Below are 16,077 nucleotides of genomic sequence, written 5' to 3'. Positions count from 1 at the left end.
TCAGCGGTTGCTCGCCAGGTCCTTCACCGCCTTCGCCACGTACATGACCGACAGGGCCAGGAACAGCGCCCCGATCGCGGCCCGCACCTGGTCGTCGGTGACCGACGTGCGCCGGGCGACCGGTCCGGCCACGGCGTCGGCCACCTTCGCGCGCCAGCCCTTGAGGCCGGCCTTTCCGAACGAGACTGCATCCATCGGACTGCCCTACCCGTCCACCCGCGGACCAGCCCCCGCGTCTCCCGGCCGGCCCGTCGGGGTTCCGGCCAGGCATCGCGGGTACGGCTGGACCATGACGTCGACGCTGGTCAGGCCACGGTCCGGAAAGATGATCGCGGGGGTCTGCGCCGCCCTTGCCGACCGGTTCGGGCTCTCCCGCGGGCTCGTGCGGCTGGGCTTCGTGATCTTCGGCCTGGTGGGTGTCGGCGAGCTGGTCTACATCGGCCTCTGGCTGATCATCCCCAAGGCGGGCTGAGCCGGCGGGAGCGGCGGACCGTGCTTGACTGTCCGCCGTTCCGCCCGCCCCCCGAAGGGACCGCGATGTCGATCCTGTCCAGCTTCGCCGAGGCCCTGGCCACGTCGCGGATCGAGGTCGTCGACCTCACCGCGCCGCTGTCGTCGGAGACGCCGGTCATCCAGCTCCCGGAGCAGTTCGCGCAGACGGCGACTTTCCAGCTGGAGGAGCTCAGCCGCTACGACGACCGCGGCCCGGCCTGGTACTGGAACAACCTCCGGACCGGCGAGCACACCGGCACCCACTTCGACGCGCCCAACCACTGGGTCACCGGCCGCGACGGCGAGGACGTCGCCTCGGTGCCGGCGCGCCGGCTGATCGCCCCCGCCGCGGTGCTCGACTTCTCCGAGCAGGCCGCCGCGGACCCCGACTTCCTGCTCGAGGTCGACCACATCCGCCAGTGGGAGGCCACCCACGGCCCGCTGCCCGAGGGCGGCTGGCTGCTCTTCCGCACCGGCTGGGACGCCCGCTCGGAGTCCCAGCAGGAGTTCCTCAACGCCGACGACACCGGCCCGCACACCCCCGGCCTGTCGGTCGACTGCGCGCGGTGGCTGGCCGAGGAGTCCCGGGTGCTGGGGCTCGGGGTCGAGACCGTCGGCACCGACGCCGGTGCGGCGCATTCGTTCGACCCGCCCTTCCCGTGCCACGCCTCGCTCATGGGCAGCGGCAAGTACGGGCTGACCCAGCTGCAGAACCTGGCGCAGCTGCCGCCCACCGGTGCGCTGGTCGTGGCCGCACCCCTGCCGATCGTCGGCGGCTCCGGCTCGCCGTCGCGGGTGCTGGCGCTGGTCGAGCGGGGATGACGGCGGCGCCCGGGGACGCTCCGGCGCGGACGGTCGCCGCCGCGGTCGGCGAGGTGCTGGTCCGGAGCGGGATCGACACCGTGTTCGGGGTCGTGGGATCCGGCAACTTCGTGGCGACCAACGCGATGGTCGCGGCCGGCGCCCGGTACGTGGCCGCCCGCCACGAGGGCGGGGCGGCCACGATGGCCGACGCGTTCGCGCGCACCAGCGGACGGGTCGCGGCGGTCAGCCTGCACCAGGGCTGCGGGCTGACCAACGCGCTCACCGGCATCACCGAGGCGGCCAAGAGCCGGACGCCGCTGGTGGTGCTCACCGCCGAGGCGACGTCGCCGCGGTCGAACTTCTTCGTCGACCAGCCCGCGCTGGCCGCCGCCGTGGGCGCGCTGTCGATGCGGGTGACCTCGGCGGCCGACGCGGAGGCGCAGGCGGCCGCTGCGGTGGCGGCGGCCCGCGACCAGCGGCGCGTCGTCGTCCTCAACCTGCCTCTGGACGTCCAGCAGCTGCCCGTGCCCGACGGGGCCCGCGAGGTGGCGCCCCCGGCCGGCGCCGCCGGTCAGGTCGACGTCGGACCGCTCGTGGCGGCCCTCCGCCGGGCCCGCCGGCCGGTGTTCGTGGCCGGCCGGGGTGCGCGGGGTGCCGGTGCGCGGATGGCCCTGGAGGACCTCGCCGACCGCTGCGGCGCCCTGCTGGCGACCTCCGCGGTGGCCAAGGGGCTGTTCCGCGGCAGCGCCTGGGACCTCGACGTCTCGGGCGGTTTCGCCACGCCGCTGGCGGCGGAGCTCATCTCCGGTGCCGACCTGATCGTCGGCTGGGGCTGCCAGCTCAACATGTGGACCATGCGGCACGGCCGGCTCATCGCCGACGACGCCGTCGTCGTCCAGGTCGACGTCGAACCCGGGGCCATCGGCGCGCAGCGCGCGGTCGGCCTCGGGGTGGTGGGTGACGTGCGGCTGGTCGCCGGGGCCGCGGCGGTGCTGCTCGAGGAGCCGGAGGTCGTCGGGTACCGGACGCCCGAGGTCCGGCGGGCGATCGCCGAGCGCGGCCGCTGGCGGGACGAGCCCTTCGCCGACGGCGGGGGAGCCGGGCTCGTCGACCCGCGCACGCTCACCCTGGCCCTCGACGACCTGCTCCCCGCCGACCGGGTGGTGGCCGTCGACTCGGGCAACTTCATGGGCTACCCGAGCATGTTCCTCGACGTGCCCGACGAGCACGGGTTCTGCTTCACCCAGGCCTTCCAGTCCGTGGGCCTCGGCCTGGCCACGGCCATCGGTGCGGCGCTGGCCCGGCCCGACCGGCTGCCCGTGGCGGCCCTCGGCGACGGCGGCGCGCTGATGGGCGCCGCGGAGCTGGAGACGGTCGTCCGGCTCGAGCTGCCGATGGTCGTGGTGGTCTACGACGACGCGGCCTACGGCGCCGAGGTGCACCACTTCGGCCCGGGCGGCCACCCGCTGGACACGGTGCGGTTCCCGGAGACCGACTTCGCCGCGATCGGCCGCGGCCACGGGTTCGAGGCGGTGACCGTCCGGGAGCCGGGCGACCTCGACGGCGTCGCCGCCTGGCTGGCCGGCCCCCGCAGCGCACCGCTGCTGGTCGACGCGAAGGTGACCAGGACCGAGCCGTCCTGGTGGCTGGAGGAGGCCTTCCGCGGGCACTGACCAGCGGCGCTACCAGGCGGTGGTGGCCTGGAGCACCGCCTCGGTCAGCGCCCGGGTGCGCAGCTGCGTCACCTGCTGGTACTCCGGGTCGGCCACCATCGCGCTGAAGGCCGCGCGCGACGGGTAGCGGACCAGCAGGACGGCGTCCCACTCCTGACCCTGCTCGGCGACCAGGGACGTCGAGCCGTCCCCGGCGTAGAGCACCTCGCCGCCGTAGCGCGGCAGGAACGTCGAGCTCAGCGCCTCGGCGTACTGCGCGTACAGCTCGCGCCCGCCCTCGGCGTAGCGCAGCAGGTTGAGCATGACCACGGGGCCGCCCGGGTCCTCCTGCAGGTACCGCTTCAGGTCCGCACCACGGGGATCGATCGCCATGCCGGCACGCTAGCAACGGTCGACGTGCCGGTTCGACGACATCCCGACAGGTCGATCTGCCGACAGGGCGACTTGTCGACACGGTGTGGGTAGGGGACCCGGCATGGGCGCGGGAGCGGGACCTCGGGAGAGCAGCATCCGGCTGGGCGACGGCCGGACGCTGGCGTACGCGGAGTACGGCGATCCGGACGGTGAGCCGGTGCTCGGCTGCCACGGGTCCCCGAGCTCCCGGCTGGAGCGGCACGTCGAGGACGCCGAGGACTACCGGCGCTGGGGGGTGCGCCTCGTCGTCCCCGACCGGCCCGGCTTCGGGCTGTCGGACCCCCAGCCCGGTCGCCGGGTCATGGACTGGCCCGACGACGTCCGGCAGCTGCTGGACTCCCTGGGGATCGGGCGGTTCGCCGTGCTCAGCCTCTCCGGAGGCGCGGCCTACGCGCTGGCCAGCGCGCACGTGTTCGGCGACCGCGTCCGGGTGGTCGGCATCCTCGGCGGGGCGCCGCCGCCCGACGTCCCGTGGCCGTGGCCGCGGTGGGTGCCCGAGCGGATCCGGGCGGCCGCGCACCGGCCCGCGCAGCTGGCCTCGGCGCTCCGGCCGGTGTTCGCACCGATCGCGCTGCGCCCGGCGATGATCCCGCGCTACCTGCAGGTCCGGCTGAACGCCGCCGACCGTCGCGTGATCGGCCGTCCCGCCGTCCGGCGCATCCTGGCCGACACCTTCTCCGAGGGGCTGCGCAACGGCCCGGCCGCGCTGGCCGAGGACCGCGCGCTGCTGTTCCGGCCGTGGGGGTTCCCGCTGTCGGCGATCGGGCAGCGGGTGCACATCTGGCACGGGACGCAGGACTGGCAGGTCCCCGTCGTCATGGGGCAGGTGCTCAGCGCGATGCTCCCGGACAGCTCAGGGCACTGGCCGATGGGCGAGGGGCACTTCCTCGTCTTCGACCACGCCGAGGAGATCTACCGGACGCTGCTGGCCTGAGTCACCGGTCAGAGCTGCGCGGCCACCAGGGGCTCGAGAGTGATGGTCGAGTGCCGCTGCTGGAGCATGCGCAGCGCCCACTTGTCGGTGAACAGCGCCAGGAGCTCGCCGTTGGACCGCTGGACCACCTCGGTGCCGCCGGAGGCCTGCACCAGCGGCACCGACTCCGCGTCGGTGCGCATGGCCAGGCTGTAGGGCAGCCGGTCCAGGTGCACCGCGGCGTTGAACTCGTGCTCCATGCGGTGCGTGGCCACCTCGAACTGCATCGGCCCGACCACGGCCAGCACGGGTGAGCCGTCGCCCCGGCGGTCCGAGCGCAGCACCTGCACCACGCCCTCGGAGTCCAGCTGCTCGATGCCCTTGCGGAACTGCTTGTGCTTGGCGGTGTCCTTGCTCCGGACGACGGCGAAGTGCTCCGGGGCGAACGTGGTGACCGGGGGATAGGTGACCGGCTTCTCGCTGTAGAGGCTGTCGCCCACGCCCAGCGCGTTGGCGTTCACCAGGCCCACGACGTCCCCGGGGTAGGCCAGGTCGACGACCTCGCGGTCCCGGCCGAACACCTGCTGGGCGTACTTGGTGGCGAACGGTCGCCTGGTCTTCCCGTGGGTGACGACCATGCCGCGCTCGAAGACCCCCGAGCAGATCCGGATGTAGGCCAGCCGGTCGCGGTGGGCGGCGTCCATGCCCGACTGCACCTTGAACACGAAGGCGCTGAACGGGGCGTCCAGGTCGCGGACGGCGCCCTCGGCGTCCGGGCGGCCGGTGGGGGCCGGCGCGAGGTCGACCAGGGTGTCCAGCAGCGCGCCGACGCCGAAGTTGGAGACCGCGGAGGCGAACAGGACCGGCGTGCTGACCCCGCCCAGGAAGGACTCCTGGTCGTGCACCTGACCGGTCTCGGTCAGCAGCTCGGCCTCCTCCTGCGCCTGCAGCCAGACGTCGCCCTCCCGCGCGGCCGCCGCCTCGGCGTCCAGCAGCTCCTCCGGGGCGATCGTGGCGCCGCCGGCGGTCCGGGTGAAGCGGCGGAAGTCGCCGGAGCGCCGGTCGAGCACGCCGCGGAAGTCACCGGCGATGCCCACCGGCCAGGTCAGCGGGGTGGGGGTGAGCCCGGTGCGCTCGGCGATCTCGTCCATCAGCTCCAGGGCGTCCTTGCCCGGGCGGTCCCACTTGTTGATGACGGTCACGATCGGGATGCCGCGGTGCTTGCAGACCGCGAACAGCTTCATCGTCTGGGTCTCCAGCCCCTTGGCGGCGTCGACCAGCATGACCGCGGCGTCCACCGCGGTGAGGACCCGGTAGGTGTCCTCGGAGAAGTCGGCGTGGCCCGGGGTGTCCAGCAGGTTGACGACGGCGTCGCGGTACTCGAACTGCAGCGCCGCGGAGGTGATGGAGATGCCGCGGGCCTTCTCCATGTCCATCCAGTCGGAGACGGTGCCGCGGCGGCCGGCCTTGCCGTGCACCGCGCCGGCCTGGCCGATGACGCGGGCGTGCAGGGCCAGGGCCTCGGTCAGCGTGGACTTGCCGGCGTCGGGGTGGCTGATGACGGCGAAGGTGCGGCGGCGGGCGGCTTCCGCGACCGCGGAGCGGGCGGCCTCGCCGGGCGAGCTGGCGACGGTCACGGGACGTTCTCCTCGGTGCGAGGGCGCGCCTCGCCGGAGAGGGCTGCGCGCCACGGTTGCGGGGGACACCGCGTCCGCAGGCGTCGACCGGCACGGGCCGGTGCGCCGGGGACGGGCGGGCGAGCTGTCCGCCGGTGTCCGGTACCCGTGAACGCTACAGGCGTCAGCCGGAGTAGCCGGCCCGCATGTCCTCCACGATCAGCGGGCGGTCCAGCGTCGAGGGGGTCAGCCGCTGGCGGGGCCGGTCGGCGGAGAAGACGGCGGCGGCGTCGAGGACGGCGTCGTCGAGGAACCTCGTGTCCGGGGTGGACGGCGACAAATCCAGCGCCGGTGGGGTGGTCCCGGCCTGGGCGAGGGCGAAGCCCCAGTCGCCGAAGCTCGGCACGTGCACGTGGTATGGCGCCGGGGCCAGCCCCGCGGACTCCATCGTCGACACCGTCCGCCAGAAGGCGGTCGGGGTCGAGTACGGGCTGCCCGCCTGCACCGTCACCAGGCCCCCGGGGGCGAGGGCCGCGGCGACCAGGCCGTAGAACTCCTCGGAGTACAGCCTGCCCAGCACCGGGGTGTCGGGGTCGGGCATGTCGACGATCACCGCGTCGAAGCCCGTGGCGGCCGGTGACCGCAGCCAGCGGAAGGCGTCGTCCTGCACCACCTGCACGCGCGGGTCGTCCAGGGCGTCGTCGTTGAGCGCGGCCAGCCGGGTGCGCGCGAGCTGCACCACCGCCGGGTCCAGCTCGACCTGCACCACCTCGCGCACGCTCGGGTGGCGGAGCACGTCGCGGGCGGCCAGCCCGTCCCCGCCGCCGAGGATCAGCACCCGGGCTGGGTCCCGGGCCAGCGCCGGGTAGACCAGCGACTCGGTGTAGCGGTGCTCGTCGCGGCTGGAGAACTGCAGGTCGCCGTCGAGGTAGAGCCGCACGTCACCGCCCCGCTCGGTGAGCACGATCTCCTGGTAGGCCGACCGGTCGGCGGCCACCACCGGGTCGTCGTACAGCCGCTGGCGGGCCGTCGTCTCGATGTCCTTCGCGCGAACCAGCAGCAGCCCCAGCACGGCGGCGGCCAGCAGCAGGGCTGCGGTGGCGGCGCGCCGGGCGCGCGGGCTGAGCTGGTGCCGCAGGAGCAGCGCGGCGACGGCGGCGGCGGCCAGCAGGTTCACCACGCCGGTCAGCGCCGCGCCGCGCACCTGCCCGGCCAGGGGGAGGAGGACGAACGGCCAGAGCAGGCCGCCCAGCAGCGCCCCGGCGTAGTCGGCGGCGTTGAGGTCGGCGAGGAGCCGTCCCGAGCCCTCGGCGTCGACGCCCGCGCGACCGGTCTGCAGCAGCGTCATCAGCAGCGGCACCTCGGCGCCCACGAGCACACCGATGACGGCGGTCGCACCGAGCAGCACCGCGCTGCTGGTGCCGTAGAAGGAGAAGGAGACGTACAGGGTGACCGCGCTGAGCCCGCCGACGATGCCGAGCAGGATCTCCACCGCGACGAACGTGCTCGCCGGGCGGTGCAGGAACGGCTTGACCAGCAGCGCCCCGGCCCCGAGAGCGGCGACGAAGCCGGCGACGATCAGCGAGGTCTGGGTGATGCCGCCGCCGACGAGGCTGGCCGACAGGGTGAGCAGGACGAGCTCGTAGATCAGCCCGCAGGCGGCGCAGACCGCGACCGCGGCGAGCAGCAGCGGCCGGGAGCGGACCCCGACGGCCACCGGCGGCGCCTGCGCCGTGGTCGGAGCCACCGGCTCAGGACAGGGCGGCGGCGTTCACCGCGCCGATGGCGACCAGGCTGATGCCCACGGCCCAGGCCGAACCGCGCACCCGCGGCTCGTTCACCAGGGCGCGCAGGTCGGCCGGGATGGCGGCGTCCAGCACCCGCAGGGCCAGGGCCTGGAGCAGGACGCCGACCAGGCCGTAGACGGCCGTGTCGACCAGCCCCTGGGCCAGGCTGTCGCCGCTGGTCATGATCGCCGTCACCACGATGATCGCCAGCGCCAGGTGGTTGGCGCCCAGCAGGATCGCCGCGTTCGGGTTGTGGTCGAGGTAGACCTGGGTGCGCAGGTTGCCCGGCGTGAGCAGGTCCAGCGCGAGGAAGCCCAGGGCCAGCACGGCCACCCCGATGACGAAGAACAGCAGCGTCGCCACGACCCCCTGCCCCAGGGCGTCGCCGTCGACGGTGCCGAACTCCAGCGCCTGCCATGTCGTGCTCACGTCGGGGTTCCTCCTGGGATCGGGTGGGGGCTGCGGGGCTGGGTCACTTGCCGTCTCCGGGGCCGCCGCCCCCGCCGCTCCCCACGGGGGAGCCGGGCCGGAACCCCGGGCCCAGGAAGGCGAAGAAGCCGCCCCGGTAGCGGCCGTCGAGGTCCTCGACGCGCACGGTGCTGCCGGAGGCCGCCGCGCTGACGATGACGATGTCGTCGGAGTAGCGCAGGTACTCGTTCCCGCCGTCGGCCTGGCGTTCGGCCGGTGGCACGGCGTCGACGATGGCGGCGGTGGTGGTGCCCACCGGGTCCGGCGAGGAGTAGACGGAGGTGTCGCCGTCGGAGTCGGTGAGGCGGTAGGTGTCCTGGAGGAAGCCGCGGACGTCGCCACCGCTGCCGCAGCCGGTCAGCAGGACGACGGCGGTCAGCGCCAGGGCGGCCAGCCGGCGGGGTGCGCTCACGGGTTCCACCTGCTCCGGGTCGTGACGATCTCGCCGGTCTCGCCGTCGGGGTAGAGGTGCCAGGTGTCCCACGTCCAGCCGCCTCCGGCGAGGGGCTGGGCGGTGAGGGCGGTCAGCGCCCCGGCCGAGCCGGGGAAGGCGCCGAGCAGCCAGCCCGGCTCAGCGGCGGCGCGGGCGCGGAGCCGGTCGGCCGTGGCGTCCAGCTCGGCGCGGCCGACGCGGGCGACCGTCGAGCTGAGCTCGTAGCCGGGCGCACGGTGGTGCCGGGGGAGCGGCTCCCCGCCGGCGCCGACGGCGTCGCAGGAGATCTCCTCGGTGAGCCGCTGCCCGTCGGCGACGGCGGTGACCACGTGCGAGGCGCCGAGCACGCCCAGCACGATCTCGCCGTCGGCGCCGTCGGTCAGCCGCAGCTCCGCCAGGGGGTGCGGGGCCGGCCGGTCGAGGACCAGGCCCAGCGCCGCGGCGACGACGTCGCGCGGCTCCACGTCCAGGAGGTGCAGGCTCACGGCGTCTCGGAGGTGCGGTGGTAGACGGTGAGCTCGCCGCGGCTGACCGCCCGTCCGGTGGAGACCTCCCACGACTGGGTGGGCGCCCACCGCTCGAACGCCAGCAGGCCGGTCTTGTCGGCGGTGGCGTAGTCGGCGTACTCCACCGTGCCGGTGGGCGGCGTGCCCGTGGTGCCCTCGGCGGTGTAGGCGGCCCGGCCGCGCTCGATCTGGCGGTGCACGCGGTCGTCGAGGACCACGTCGCCGCCGGGCTCGAGGTTGGTCCCCTCCCGCCGCATCCAGAGGGTCATCTCCAGGTCGCCCTCGTCGTCCTCGACGGTGAGCCAGCGGCGGCCGGTCGACCCGTCGAGCAGGTGCTCGCGCCAGATCATCCCGCCCTCCTCCAGCACGATGGTGCCGCGGACGACGTGGTCGATGCCCGCGTAGGTGATGACGTCACCCACGCCGATCTTGTGCGGGTCGTAGACGTCGGGCTCGTCGGCCAGCGGGTCCACGCGCCGGCGGGGTCCGGCCGCGGCCAGGTTGCGGCGGCGCAGCACGAGGATGACCACGGCGAGGACGGCCAGGGCCACCAGGACGACGATCAGCAGGACGAGGAGCACGTCGGACATCGGGGCGGCCTCCTGGCGGTCGGTGGATGGGCCGTACCGAACCTATCGCGCGGCCGGGTCGCCGGTCAGCGCCCGTGCCCCGGTCGCGCCGGCCAGCACGGACGGGCGAGCGGAAAAGTCGGTCGCCGGCGATGAGTTCCGGGTGCAGAGTCCGTCTGACCGAGAGACAAGGACGACGACCCCCGTTCCGGGCGAGGTACCCATGACCGTGCACGCACCACTGGCCATCGAGGCGACCGGGCTGGTGAAGACCTACGGCGACACCACCGCCGTGGCCGGCATCGACCTGGCCGTGCCCGCCGGCGTCGTCTACGGGGTCCTGGGCCCCAACGGGGCGGGGAAGACCACCACGATCCGGATGCTGGCCACCCTCATCCGCCCGGACGCCGGCACCGCGCGCGTCCTCGGGCACGACGTGGTCACCGAGGCCGACGCGGTCCGGGAGCAGGTCAGCCTCACCGGCCAGCTCGCCTCGGTCGACGAGGAGCTCACCGGCCGCGAGAACCTCGTGCTGCTCGGGCGGCTGCTGGGGCTGCGACGGGCGTCGGCGCGGGCCCGCGCCGACGAGCTGCTCGAGGCCTTCGGCATCGCCGCTGCGGCCGGGAAGCTCGTCAAGCACTACTCGGGCGGGATGCGGCGGCGGCTCGACATCGCCGCCAGCATCGTGGTCACCCCGCGGCTGATGTTCCTCGACGAGCCGACCACCGGCCTGGACCCGCGGTCGCGCAACCACGTGTGGGAGATCGCCCGCGCGCTGGTGGCGGAGGGCACCACGATCCTGCTCTGCACGCAGTACCTGGAGGAGGCCGACCAGCTCGCCGACGGCATCGCGGTGATCGACCGCGGCCGGGTGATCGCCGAGGGCACGCCGGGTCAGCTCAAGGCCTCGGTCGGCACCGGGGCGCTGCACGTGCGGCTGCTGGATGCCGCTCGGCGCCCGGAGGCCGCGGCCCTGCTGGAGCGCGCCGTCGGCGACGCCGTCCTGGAGGCGGACCCGGCCGCCCTCTCCGCGCAGTGCACCGACTCCGAGCGCGCGGCGGTCGGCCTGGCCGAGCTCGCGCGGGCCGGCATCGGGCTGGCCGACTTCTCCCTCGGCCAGCCCAGCCTGGACGAGGTGTTCCTGGCCCTGACCGGTCACCCCGCCGTGGACGCCCCCACCGGGGAGCCCCCGACCACCACCCTCGAGGAGCAGTCGTCATGAGCGCAGCCACCTCCGCCACGGAGACCGCCGACACCGCGGCGGTCCGCCGCGCGATCGCCTCCACCGCGCGGCCGCCCCGCCCCGGGCGGCTGGCGACGGCCCTCACGTTCGGCTGGCGCGGGATGCTCAAGGTCAAGCACGTCCCCGAGCAGCTGCTGGACGTCACGGTGACCCCGGTGATGTTCCTGCTGATGTTCACGTACCTGTTCGGCGGCGCGATCGCGGGCTCCACCAGCGCCTACCTGGACTACACGCTGCCCGGGCTGCTGGTGATGTCGGTGCTGTTCACCACCGTCTACTCCGGGGTCTCGCTCAACACCGACCTGACCAAGGGCGTCGTCGACCGGTTCCGTTCGCTGCCGATCTGGCGGCCGGCGCCGCTGCTGGGCTCGCTGCTCGGCGACAGCGTCCGGTACGTCATCGCCGGCACGGTGATCATCGTGGTGGGCGTGGCACTGGGCTACCGGCCCGACGCCGGGGTCGCCGGCGCGGTGGCGTCGCTGGCGCTGGTCGTCGTCTTCTCGTTCGGGCTGTCCTGGTTCTTCTGCGTGCTGGGCCTGCTGCTGCGCAGCCCGAACGCGGTGATGAACGCCGGGTTCATGGGCATCTTCCCGCTGACGTTCCTGTCCAACGTGTTCGTCGACCCGGCGACCCTGCCCGGGCCGCTGCAGGCCTTCGTCGACGTCAACCCGATCTCGGTGCTGGCGACGGCCTGCCGGTCACTGATGGACGGCACCCCGGACGGCGTCGCCATCGGGGTGTCGCTGGCGGTGGCAGCCGGGCTCGCCGCGGTGTTCCTCCCGTTGACCACGCGGCTGTACCGCAGCCGCTGACGCCGTTGCCGCGAGGTCAGGCGCCGGTCGCCGGCCGGGGGGCCTCGCGGCCCATCGCGAGGCCGGCGACCAGCCCGGCCGCCAGCACCGCGGTGCTCACCCCGAACGCCATCTGGAAGGACGCCACGTCGGTGAGCCAGCCGGCGACCAGCGGGCCGGCGATCGCGCCGAGGTCGGCCGACATCTGGAAGACCGCCACGATGCGCCCGCCGCGGGCCGCGCTGAGGTCACCGACCAGGGCGGCCGGGGCGCTGGCCAGGAGCGAGGCGGCCAGCCCGAAGACCGCCATGGAGACGAGGAAGGCGCCCAGCGCCGGCGGCAGCACCAGGATCGCCATCGCGGCGGTGGCCAGCGCGGCACCGAGGACCAGCGAGGGCCGCCGTCCCCAGCCGTCGACGAGCCGTCCCGACCGCAGCAGGCCCAGTGCCTGGGCCACCGATCCGGCGAGCAGCCCGGCCCCCGCCCAGGCGACGGTGCGGCCGAGCTCCTCGGTCACGTACAGCGGCACCAGGGAGTTGCGGACGCCGAACAGCACCCAGCCGACGCCGAAGTTCGCCACCAGCGCGGCGATGTAGGCCCGCGACCGCAGCGCCGACGCCAGGCCGACCGGTCCGGCGCTCAGGTCGGGGCCGGCGACGTCGGACGCCTCGGGTGCGCCCGGGTCCGGCTCGGCCGAGCGCAGCATCAGCATGCCGACGCTGCCGGCCAGCAGCAGGAAGCCGGCGTAGAGGAAGAACGGCAGGCGGGGGGAGAGCTCGGCCAGCAGTCCGCCGGCCGCCGGGCCCGCGATGCCGCCGAGGATGAAACCGCCCTGCCAGGTCGCCGCTGCCCGGCCGCGGTGCGACGGCGGGGCCACGCGCAGCAGCAGCGACAGCGCCGCGACGGTGAACATGGCGCTGCCGATGCCACCGGCCGCCCGCAGGCCGAGGAAGAGTGGGAACGAGCCGGCAAGGCCGGCCAGGCCCGTGGTGACGGCGACGATGACCAGACCGGCGGCCAGCACCAGCCGCTCGCCGAAGCGCTCGACCAGCGTGCCGCCGCTGAACGCCGACACGAAGCGGAAGAAGGCGAAGGCGCTGACGGCCAGCCCGACGGCCGTGGTGCCGACCCCGAAGTTGCGGGCGAACAGCGGGATGGCGGGGGCGACGACGCCGAAGCCCAGCGCGACGACGAACGCGATGACGGCGAGGACCTTGACCTCGCGGGGGAGGTCCCCCCGTGTCCCGACCCGCACGGATCGCGATGGTTTCATGCCGCACCCAGGTGACCGCGGGCACGGTCCCGGGCCCCGCCATGGCCGGGGTGCGACCGGTCCACCCGACGTCCAGCCGCGCCGTGGCGCGGCCGGACGTCCGGTGGTCCGGCTCAACCCGACGCTCGGACCGCTGTCAGCCGGCGATCACCCTGCCGGCTTCCGCGCCTCGGTCCGCTCCTCGCTCGTTCCTCGCTGCGATGCTCCCGCGGCTGTCAGCCGGCGATCACCCTGCCGGCTTCCGCGCCTCGGTCCGCTCCTCGCTCGTTCCTCGCTGCGATGCTCCCGCGGCTGTCAGCCGGCGATGCGGCGGGCGCTGGTGAAGTTGCCCATCGAGTCGATCGGCGCGACCTTCACCGGGACGCCCGAGGTGGAGGCGTGCACCATCTGCCCGTTGCCCACGTACATGCCCACGTGGCTCACCGGGCTGTAGAAGAACAGCAGGTCACCCGGCTGCAGCGCCGAGCGGGAGACCGGCGTCCCCATCTGCGACTGCATGCGGCTGGAGTGCGGCAGGTTGATCCCGGCCGCGGTGTAGGCGAACTGCGTGAGGCCGGAGCAGTCGAAGGCGTTCGGCCCGGCGGCTGCCCACACGTAGGGGTCACCCACCTGCGCCAGCGCCGTCTCCACCGCCTTGCGGGCCGCTCCGCTGCCGCCCGCGACCGGAGCCGGTGCCGCGACGGCGGGCGCGGGGGCGGGGGCGGCAGCGGCGGCACGTGGTGCCGGTGCGGGCGCGGAGTCCGCCGGTGCCGACGCCGCCGGCTCCTGCTCCGCCGCGGGTGCGGGCTCCTGCTCCGGCGCGGCGGCCGCCTGCTCCATGGCGTGCCGCTCGGCGGCAGCCCGCGAGGCGCGCTGCTCCTCGGCGTCCAGCCGGTCGTACTGCGCCTGGTAGAGGGCGATCTGCTCGTCGAGGCGGGCGCGCTCGGCGGTCACCCGGTCGACCTGCTGCTGGGCCTCGGCGGCCGCCTGCTCGGCCGAGGCCTGCGCGCGGTCGGCCTCGTCGCCGGCCTGCCGGGCCTCGCCCAGGACGCCGTTGTTGTGCGTCGCGATGGTGTCGAGCATGCCGACCCGGTCGATCAGGTCGGTGGGGGAGCCGCTGCTCAGCATCGCCTCGAGGGTGCCGAGGCGCTCCCCGGTGTAGGCGCTGCGGGCCACGGTGCGCACGTCGTCGCGGGCCTCGGCCAGTGCGGTGTGCGCGGCCTCGAGCCCGGCGGCGGCGCGGTCGGCTGCCTCCTTCGTGCTCTTCAGCTGCTCACGGGTCTCGTTGAACCGCTCGGTGAGCACCTCGAGGTCGTGCGCCTTGGCCGCGATCAGCGCGGCGGCGTCCTGGGAGGTCTCGGGCTGGGGGTCGGCGGCGGCGGGGAACGGCGTCAGGGCGACGCCGCCGGCGGCCAGGAGGGCGAGCAGGGCCCGTCGTCCGGTGATCCGACGATGGGCAGGGCTGAGCGAACTCGCCATGTTCGGCGGGTTGTCCTTTCTTCCACGGCCGCCTACCGGGTGAGCTGACGGGTTCGGGCGGGAAGGCGCCCGGCGTCCGGCGACCCGTGCGGGCCGGTCGGTCGCTTCACCCCAGGAGTGCGTTGGGTCCCCGGTCCGGGTGCCGGCGGGTGCCGGCGGTGGTTCGGCGGCGTCCGGGCGGCTGTCACCGGTAGAGCGACGGTCGGGCCGTCCGGACGGACCCACGCTAGGTGCCGGGACCGGACCCCACCACGGGCACGGACGAATTCGTCCGGAACTTCGCACCAGCCGGGCGGGTCGCCCACCGACCGTCACCGACGCGCCGCTGCTGCGGGCCGGCACCCGCGAGCTCCGGGGCCGGAGAAAATCGTTCGCGCGGCGAACGGCCCCTGGCGCAGGATCACCTGCCGCAACGCCGCACGACCGACAGGAGCCGTCCACCGTGGAAGCCATGACCGAGCAGCAGGTGCGCCGGTCGTTCATCAACTGCTCCCGGGGCGAGGCGGCCGGGCTCACGCTGCCCCGGGGCTTCGCGTCGCTGGCGTGGGACGACATCGAGCTCCTCGGCTGGCGCGATGCCAAGGCACCGCTGCGCGGCTACCTGGTCGTGCAGGAGGAGGGGCGACCGGTCGGCATCTCGCTGCGCGCCGCGGACACGAGGATGTCCAGCCGCACGCCGGCGATGTGCCTGCTCTGCCAGACGGCCCGGTCGGGCGACGCGGTCTCGCTGTTCACCGCCCGGCGGATGGGCGAGGCCGGCCGGAACGGCAACACCGTGGGCACCTACATCTGCGCCGACCTCCGCTGCGCCGAGCGGGCCCGCACGGAGATCCCGCCGTGGCTGCGCGACCGGGACCCCGAGGAGGTCGCCGAGGAGCGGGTGGCCGACCTCCGCGAGCGGGTGCACGGCTTCCTCGACGCGGTGCGCCACTCCTGAACCCGGGCGGCGCACGATTCCGGTCGCGCGCAATCCGATCGTCATGTGTGAATGCGCAGGTCGGCGGGGCAGACCAGGGGCATGACCGAAACCGCGTCGCTCCGAGCCCTCGCCCTCGTCTGCAGCCTCAGGCCCTCGTCGTCCCCGTCCAGCAGCGACCTGATCGCCCGTCAGATCCTCGAGGAGCTGGGCAAGCACGGCGTGACCGGCGACGTCGTCCGGGTGGCCGATCACGACGTGAAGCCCGGCGTCGAGGTGGACATGGGGGAGGGCGACGCGTGGCCGTCGATCCGCGAGCAGCTGATGGCCGCGGACATCCTCGTCGTCTCCACGCCGACCTGGGTCGGGCACATGAGCAGCATCGCGCAGCGGGTGCTGGAGCGCCTGGACGGCGAGCTGTCGGAGACCGACGACTCGGGCCGGCCGCTGGTCGCCGGCAAGGTCGCCGTGGTCTCCGTCGTCGGCAACGAGGACGGCGCGCACAAGATCGTCGCGGACCTGTTCCAGGCCCTGAACGACGTCGGCTTCACCATCCCGTCGCAGGGCAGCACCTACTGGAACGACCAGGCGATGGGCGGCACCGACTACATGGACCTGGAGGAGACGCCGGAGGCCGTGGCCTCCACGACCGCGACCCTGGCCGAGAACGCCGCGCACCTGGCGCGGGCGCTGCGGGCCACCCCCTACCCGGGACGCTGAC

The 16,077-nt window shown here is 74.5% G+C and carries 18 protein-coding genes and 1 riboswitch; of the genes, 8 read left to right on the top strand and 10 right to left on the bottom strand.

From position 1 onward, the window contains the following. Complete coding sequence (locus tag GCU60_RS17185; RefSeq protein ID WP_163207482.1) at positions 1 to 195, bottom strand: hypothetical protein; 195 nt, start codon at positions 193 to 195, stop codon at positions 1 to 3. Between the two features lie 94 nt (positions 196 to 289). Between GCU60_RS17185 and GCU60_RS17180 the strand changes: the two genes are divergently transcribed. From GCU60_RS17180 to GCU60_RS17170, 3 genes are all read left to right on the top strand, one after another. Next, on the top strand, positions 290 to 472 hold the full coding sequence (locus tag GCU60_RS17180) for a PspC domain-containing protein (protein WP_104529884.1): 183 nt from the start codon (positions 290 to 292) through the stop codon (positions 470 to 472). 65 nt (positions 473 to 537) lie between these two features. After that, positions 538 to 1,314: a cyclase family protein gene (locus tag GCU60_RS17175; protein ID WP_163207480.1), complete on the top strand. Its 777-nt coding sequence runs from the start codon at positions 538 to 540 to the stop codon at positions 1,312 to 1,314. Beyond that, positions 1,311 to 2,969, top strand: coding sequence for a thiamine pyrophosphate-binding protein (locus tag GCU60_RS17170; protein ID WP_163207478.1), 1,659 nt, complete (start codon positions 1,311 to 1,313; stop codon positions 2,967 to 2,969). Before GCU60_RS17175 ends, GCU60_RS17170 begins: the two co-directional genes overlap by 4 nt. A 9-nt stretch (positions 2,970 to 2,978) precedes the next feature. On the opposite strand, the gene GCU60_RS17165 is transcribed toward GCU60_RS17170, so the two are convergent. Continuing rightward, positions 2,979 to 3,341, bottom strand: a complete 363-nt coding sequence (locus GCU60_RS17165; RefSeq protein ID WP_163207476.1) for a DUF1330 domain-containing protein — start codon at positions 3,339 to 3,341, stop codon at positions 2,979 to 2,981. A 103-nt stretch (positions 3,342 to 3,444) separates the two neighbouring features. Here GCU60_RS17165 and GCU60_RS17160 point away from each other — a divergent pair, with 103 nt between their 5' ends. Further along, on the top strand, positions 3,445 to 4,317 hold the full coding sequence (locus tag GCU60_RS17160; RefSeq protein WP_163207474.1) for an alpha/beta fold hydrolase: 873 nt from the start codon (positions 3,445 to 3,447) through the stop codon (positions 4,315 to 4,317). Positions 4,318 to 4,325: 8 nt separating this feature from the next. Here the strand turns inward: GCU60_RS17160 and GCU60_RS17155 are convergent, their stop codons facing one another. From GCU60_RS17155 to GCU60_RS17130, 6 genes are all read right to left on the bottom strand, one after another. Next, complete coding sequence (locus GCU60_RS17155; RefSeq protein WP_345770661.1) at positions 4,326 to 5,933, bottom strand: peptide chain release factor 3; 1,608 nt, start codon at positions 5,931 to 5,933, stop codon at positions 4,326 to 4,328. 163 nt (positions 5,934 to 6,096) lie between these two features. After that, positions 6,097 to 7,659, bottom strand: coding sequence for a polyamine aminopropyltransferase (locus GCU60_RS17150; protein WP_163207470.1), 1,563 nt, complete (start codon positions 7,657 to 7,659; stop codon positions 6,097 to 6,099). Positions 7,660 to 7,663: 4 nt separating this feature from the next. After that, a complete protein-coding gene (locus GCU60_RS17145; RefSeq protein WP_163207468.1) occupies positions 7,664 to 8,128 on the bottom strand; it encodes a DUF350 domain-containing protein in 465 nt (154 codons plus the stop codon). 43 nt (positions 8,129 to 8,171) lie between these two features. Next, positions 8,172 to 8,579, bottom strand: coding sequence for a DUF4247 domain-containing protein (locus GCU60_RS17140; RefSeq protein ID WP_163207466.1), 408 nt, complete (start codon positions 8,577 to 8,579; stop codon positions 8,172 to 8,174). Beyond that, positions 8,576 to 9,085, bottom strand: coding sequence for a DUF2617 family protein (locus GCU60_RS17135; protein ID WP_163207464.1), 510 nt, complete (start codon positions 9,083 to 9,085; stop codon positions 8,576 to 8,578). The genes GCU60_RS17140 and GCU60_RS17135 overlap by 4 nt, the downstream gene beginning before the upstream one ends. Then, entirely contained in the window at positions 9,082 to 9,696 is a 615-nt protein-coding gene (locus tag GCU60_RS17130) for a DUF4178 domain-containing protein (protein ID WP_163207462.1), read from the bottom strand. Before GCU60_RS17130 ends, GCU60_RS17135 begins: the two co-directional genes overlap by 4 nt. Positions 9,697 to 9,898: 202 nt before the next feature. Here GCU60_RS17130 and GCU60_RS17125 point away from each other — a divergent pair, with 202 nt between their 5' ends. Then, positions 9,899 to 10,897, top strand: a complete 999-nt coding sequence (locus GCU60_RS17125; RefSeq protein ID WP_204262226.1) for an ATP-binding cassette domain-containing protein — start codon at positions 9,899 to 9,901, stop codon at positions 10,895 to 10,897. Further along, a complete protein-coding gene (locus GCU60_RS17120; RefSeq protein WP_163207460.1) occupies positions 10,894 to 11,730 on the top strand; it encodes an ABC transporter permease in 837 nt (278 codons plus the stop codon). Before GCU60_RS17125 ends, GCU60_RS17120 begins: the two co-directional genes overlap by 4 nt. A gap of 16 nt (positions 11,731 to 11,746) precedes the next feature. Here the strand turns inward: GCU60_RS17120 and GCU60_RS17115 are convergent, their stop codons facing one another. Together GCU60_RS17115 and GCU60_RS17110 are read right to left on the bottom strand one after the other, a co-directional pair. After that, positions 11,747 to 12,964, bottom strand: a complete 1,218-nt coding sequence (locus GCU60_RS17115; protein WP_163207457.1) for an MFS transporter — start codon at positions 12,962 to 12,964, stop codon at positions 11,747 to 11,749. Positions 12,965 to 13,276: 312 nt separating this feature from the next. Beyond that, on the bottom strand, positions 13,277 to 14,440 hold the full coding sequence (locus tag GCU60_RS17110) for a C40 family peptidase (protein WP_163207455.1): 1,164 nt from the start codon (positions 14,438 to 14,440) through the stop codon (positions 13,277 to 13,279). Positions 14,441 to 14,454: 14 nt separating this feature from the next. Next, a riboswitch (cyclic di-AMP (ydaO/yuaA leader) is annotated at positions 14,455 to 14,608 on the bottom strand. Between the two features lie 283 nt (positions 14,609 to 14,891). On the opposite strand from GCU60_RS17110, the gene GCU60_RS17105 reads away from it, so the two are divergent. Then, positions 14,892 to 15,377, top strand: a complete 486-nt coding sequence (locus GCU60_RS17105) for an FBP domain-containing protein (RefSeq protein ID WP_204262224.1) — start codon at positions 14,892 to 14,894, stop codon at positions 15,375 to 15,377. An 81-nt stretch (positions 15,378 to 15,458) separates the two neighbouring features. Continuing rightward, positions 15,459 to 16,076, top strand: a complete 618-nt coding sequence (locus GCU60_RS17100) for a flavodoxin family protein (protein WP_163207451.1) — start codon at positions 15,459 to 15,461, stop codon at positions 16,074 to 16,076. Position 16,077: the final 1 nt, after the last annotated feature.

This window comes from Blastococcus saxobsidens, assembly GCF_010682065.1.
Classification (GTDB): domain Bacteria; phylum Actinomycetota; class Actinomycetes; order Mycobacteriales; family Geodermatophilaceae; genus Blastococcus; species Blastococcus saxobsidens_B.
This window is presented reverse-complemented; position numbering and strand designations above follow the sequence as displayed.

Coding starts and splice junctions, on each gene's coding strand:
- GCU60_RS17185 (WP_163207482.1), bottom strand. CDS start 195: ATGGATGCAGTCTCGTTCGGAAAGGCCGGCCTCAAGGGCTGGCGCGCG.
- GCU60_RS17180 (WP_104529884.1), top strand. CDS start 290: ATGACGTCGACGCTGGTCAGGCCACGGTCCGGAAAGATGATCGCGGGG.
- GCU60_RS17175 (WP_163207480.1), top strand. CDS start 538: ATGTCGATCCTGTCCAGCTTCGCCGAGGCCCTGGCCACGTCGCGGATC.
- GCU60_RS17170 (WP_163207478.1), top strand. CDS start 1,311: ATGACGGCGGCGCCCGGGGACGCTCCGGCGCGGACGGTCGCCGCCGCG.
- GCU60_RS17165 (WP_163207476.1), bottom strand. CDS start 3,341: ATGGCGATCGATCCCCGTGGTGCGGACCTGAAGCGGTACCTGCAGGAG.
- GCU60_RS17160 (WP_163207474.1), top strand. CDS start 3,445: ATGGGCGCGGGAGCGGGACCTCGGGAGAGCAGCATCCGGCTGGGCGAC.
- GCU60_RS17130 (WP_163207462.1), bottom strand. CDS start 9,696: ATGTCCGACGTGCTCCTCGTCCTGCTGATCGTCGTCCTGGTGGCCCTG.
- GCU60_RS17125 (WP_204262226.1), top strand. CDS start 9,899: ATGACCGTGCACGCACCACTGGCCATCGAGGCGACCGGGCTGGTGAAG.
- GCU60_RS17120 (WP_163207460.1), top strand. CDS start 10,894: ATGAGCGCAGCCACCTCCGCCACGGAGACCGCCGACACCGCGGCGGTC.
- GCU60_RS17110 (WP_163207455.1), bottom strand. CDS start 14,440: ATGGCGAGTTCGCTCAGCCCTGCCCATCGTCGGATCACCGGACGACGG.
- GCU60_RS17105 (WP_204262224.1), top strand. CDS start 14,892: ATGACCGAGCAGCAGGTGCGCCGGTCGTTCATCAACTGCTCCCGGGGC.
- GCU60_RS17100 (WP_163207451.1), top strand. CDS start 15,459: ATGACCGAAACCGCGTCGCTCCGAGCCCTCGCCCTCGTCTGCAGCCTC.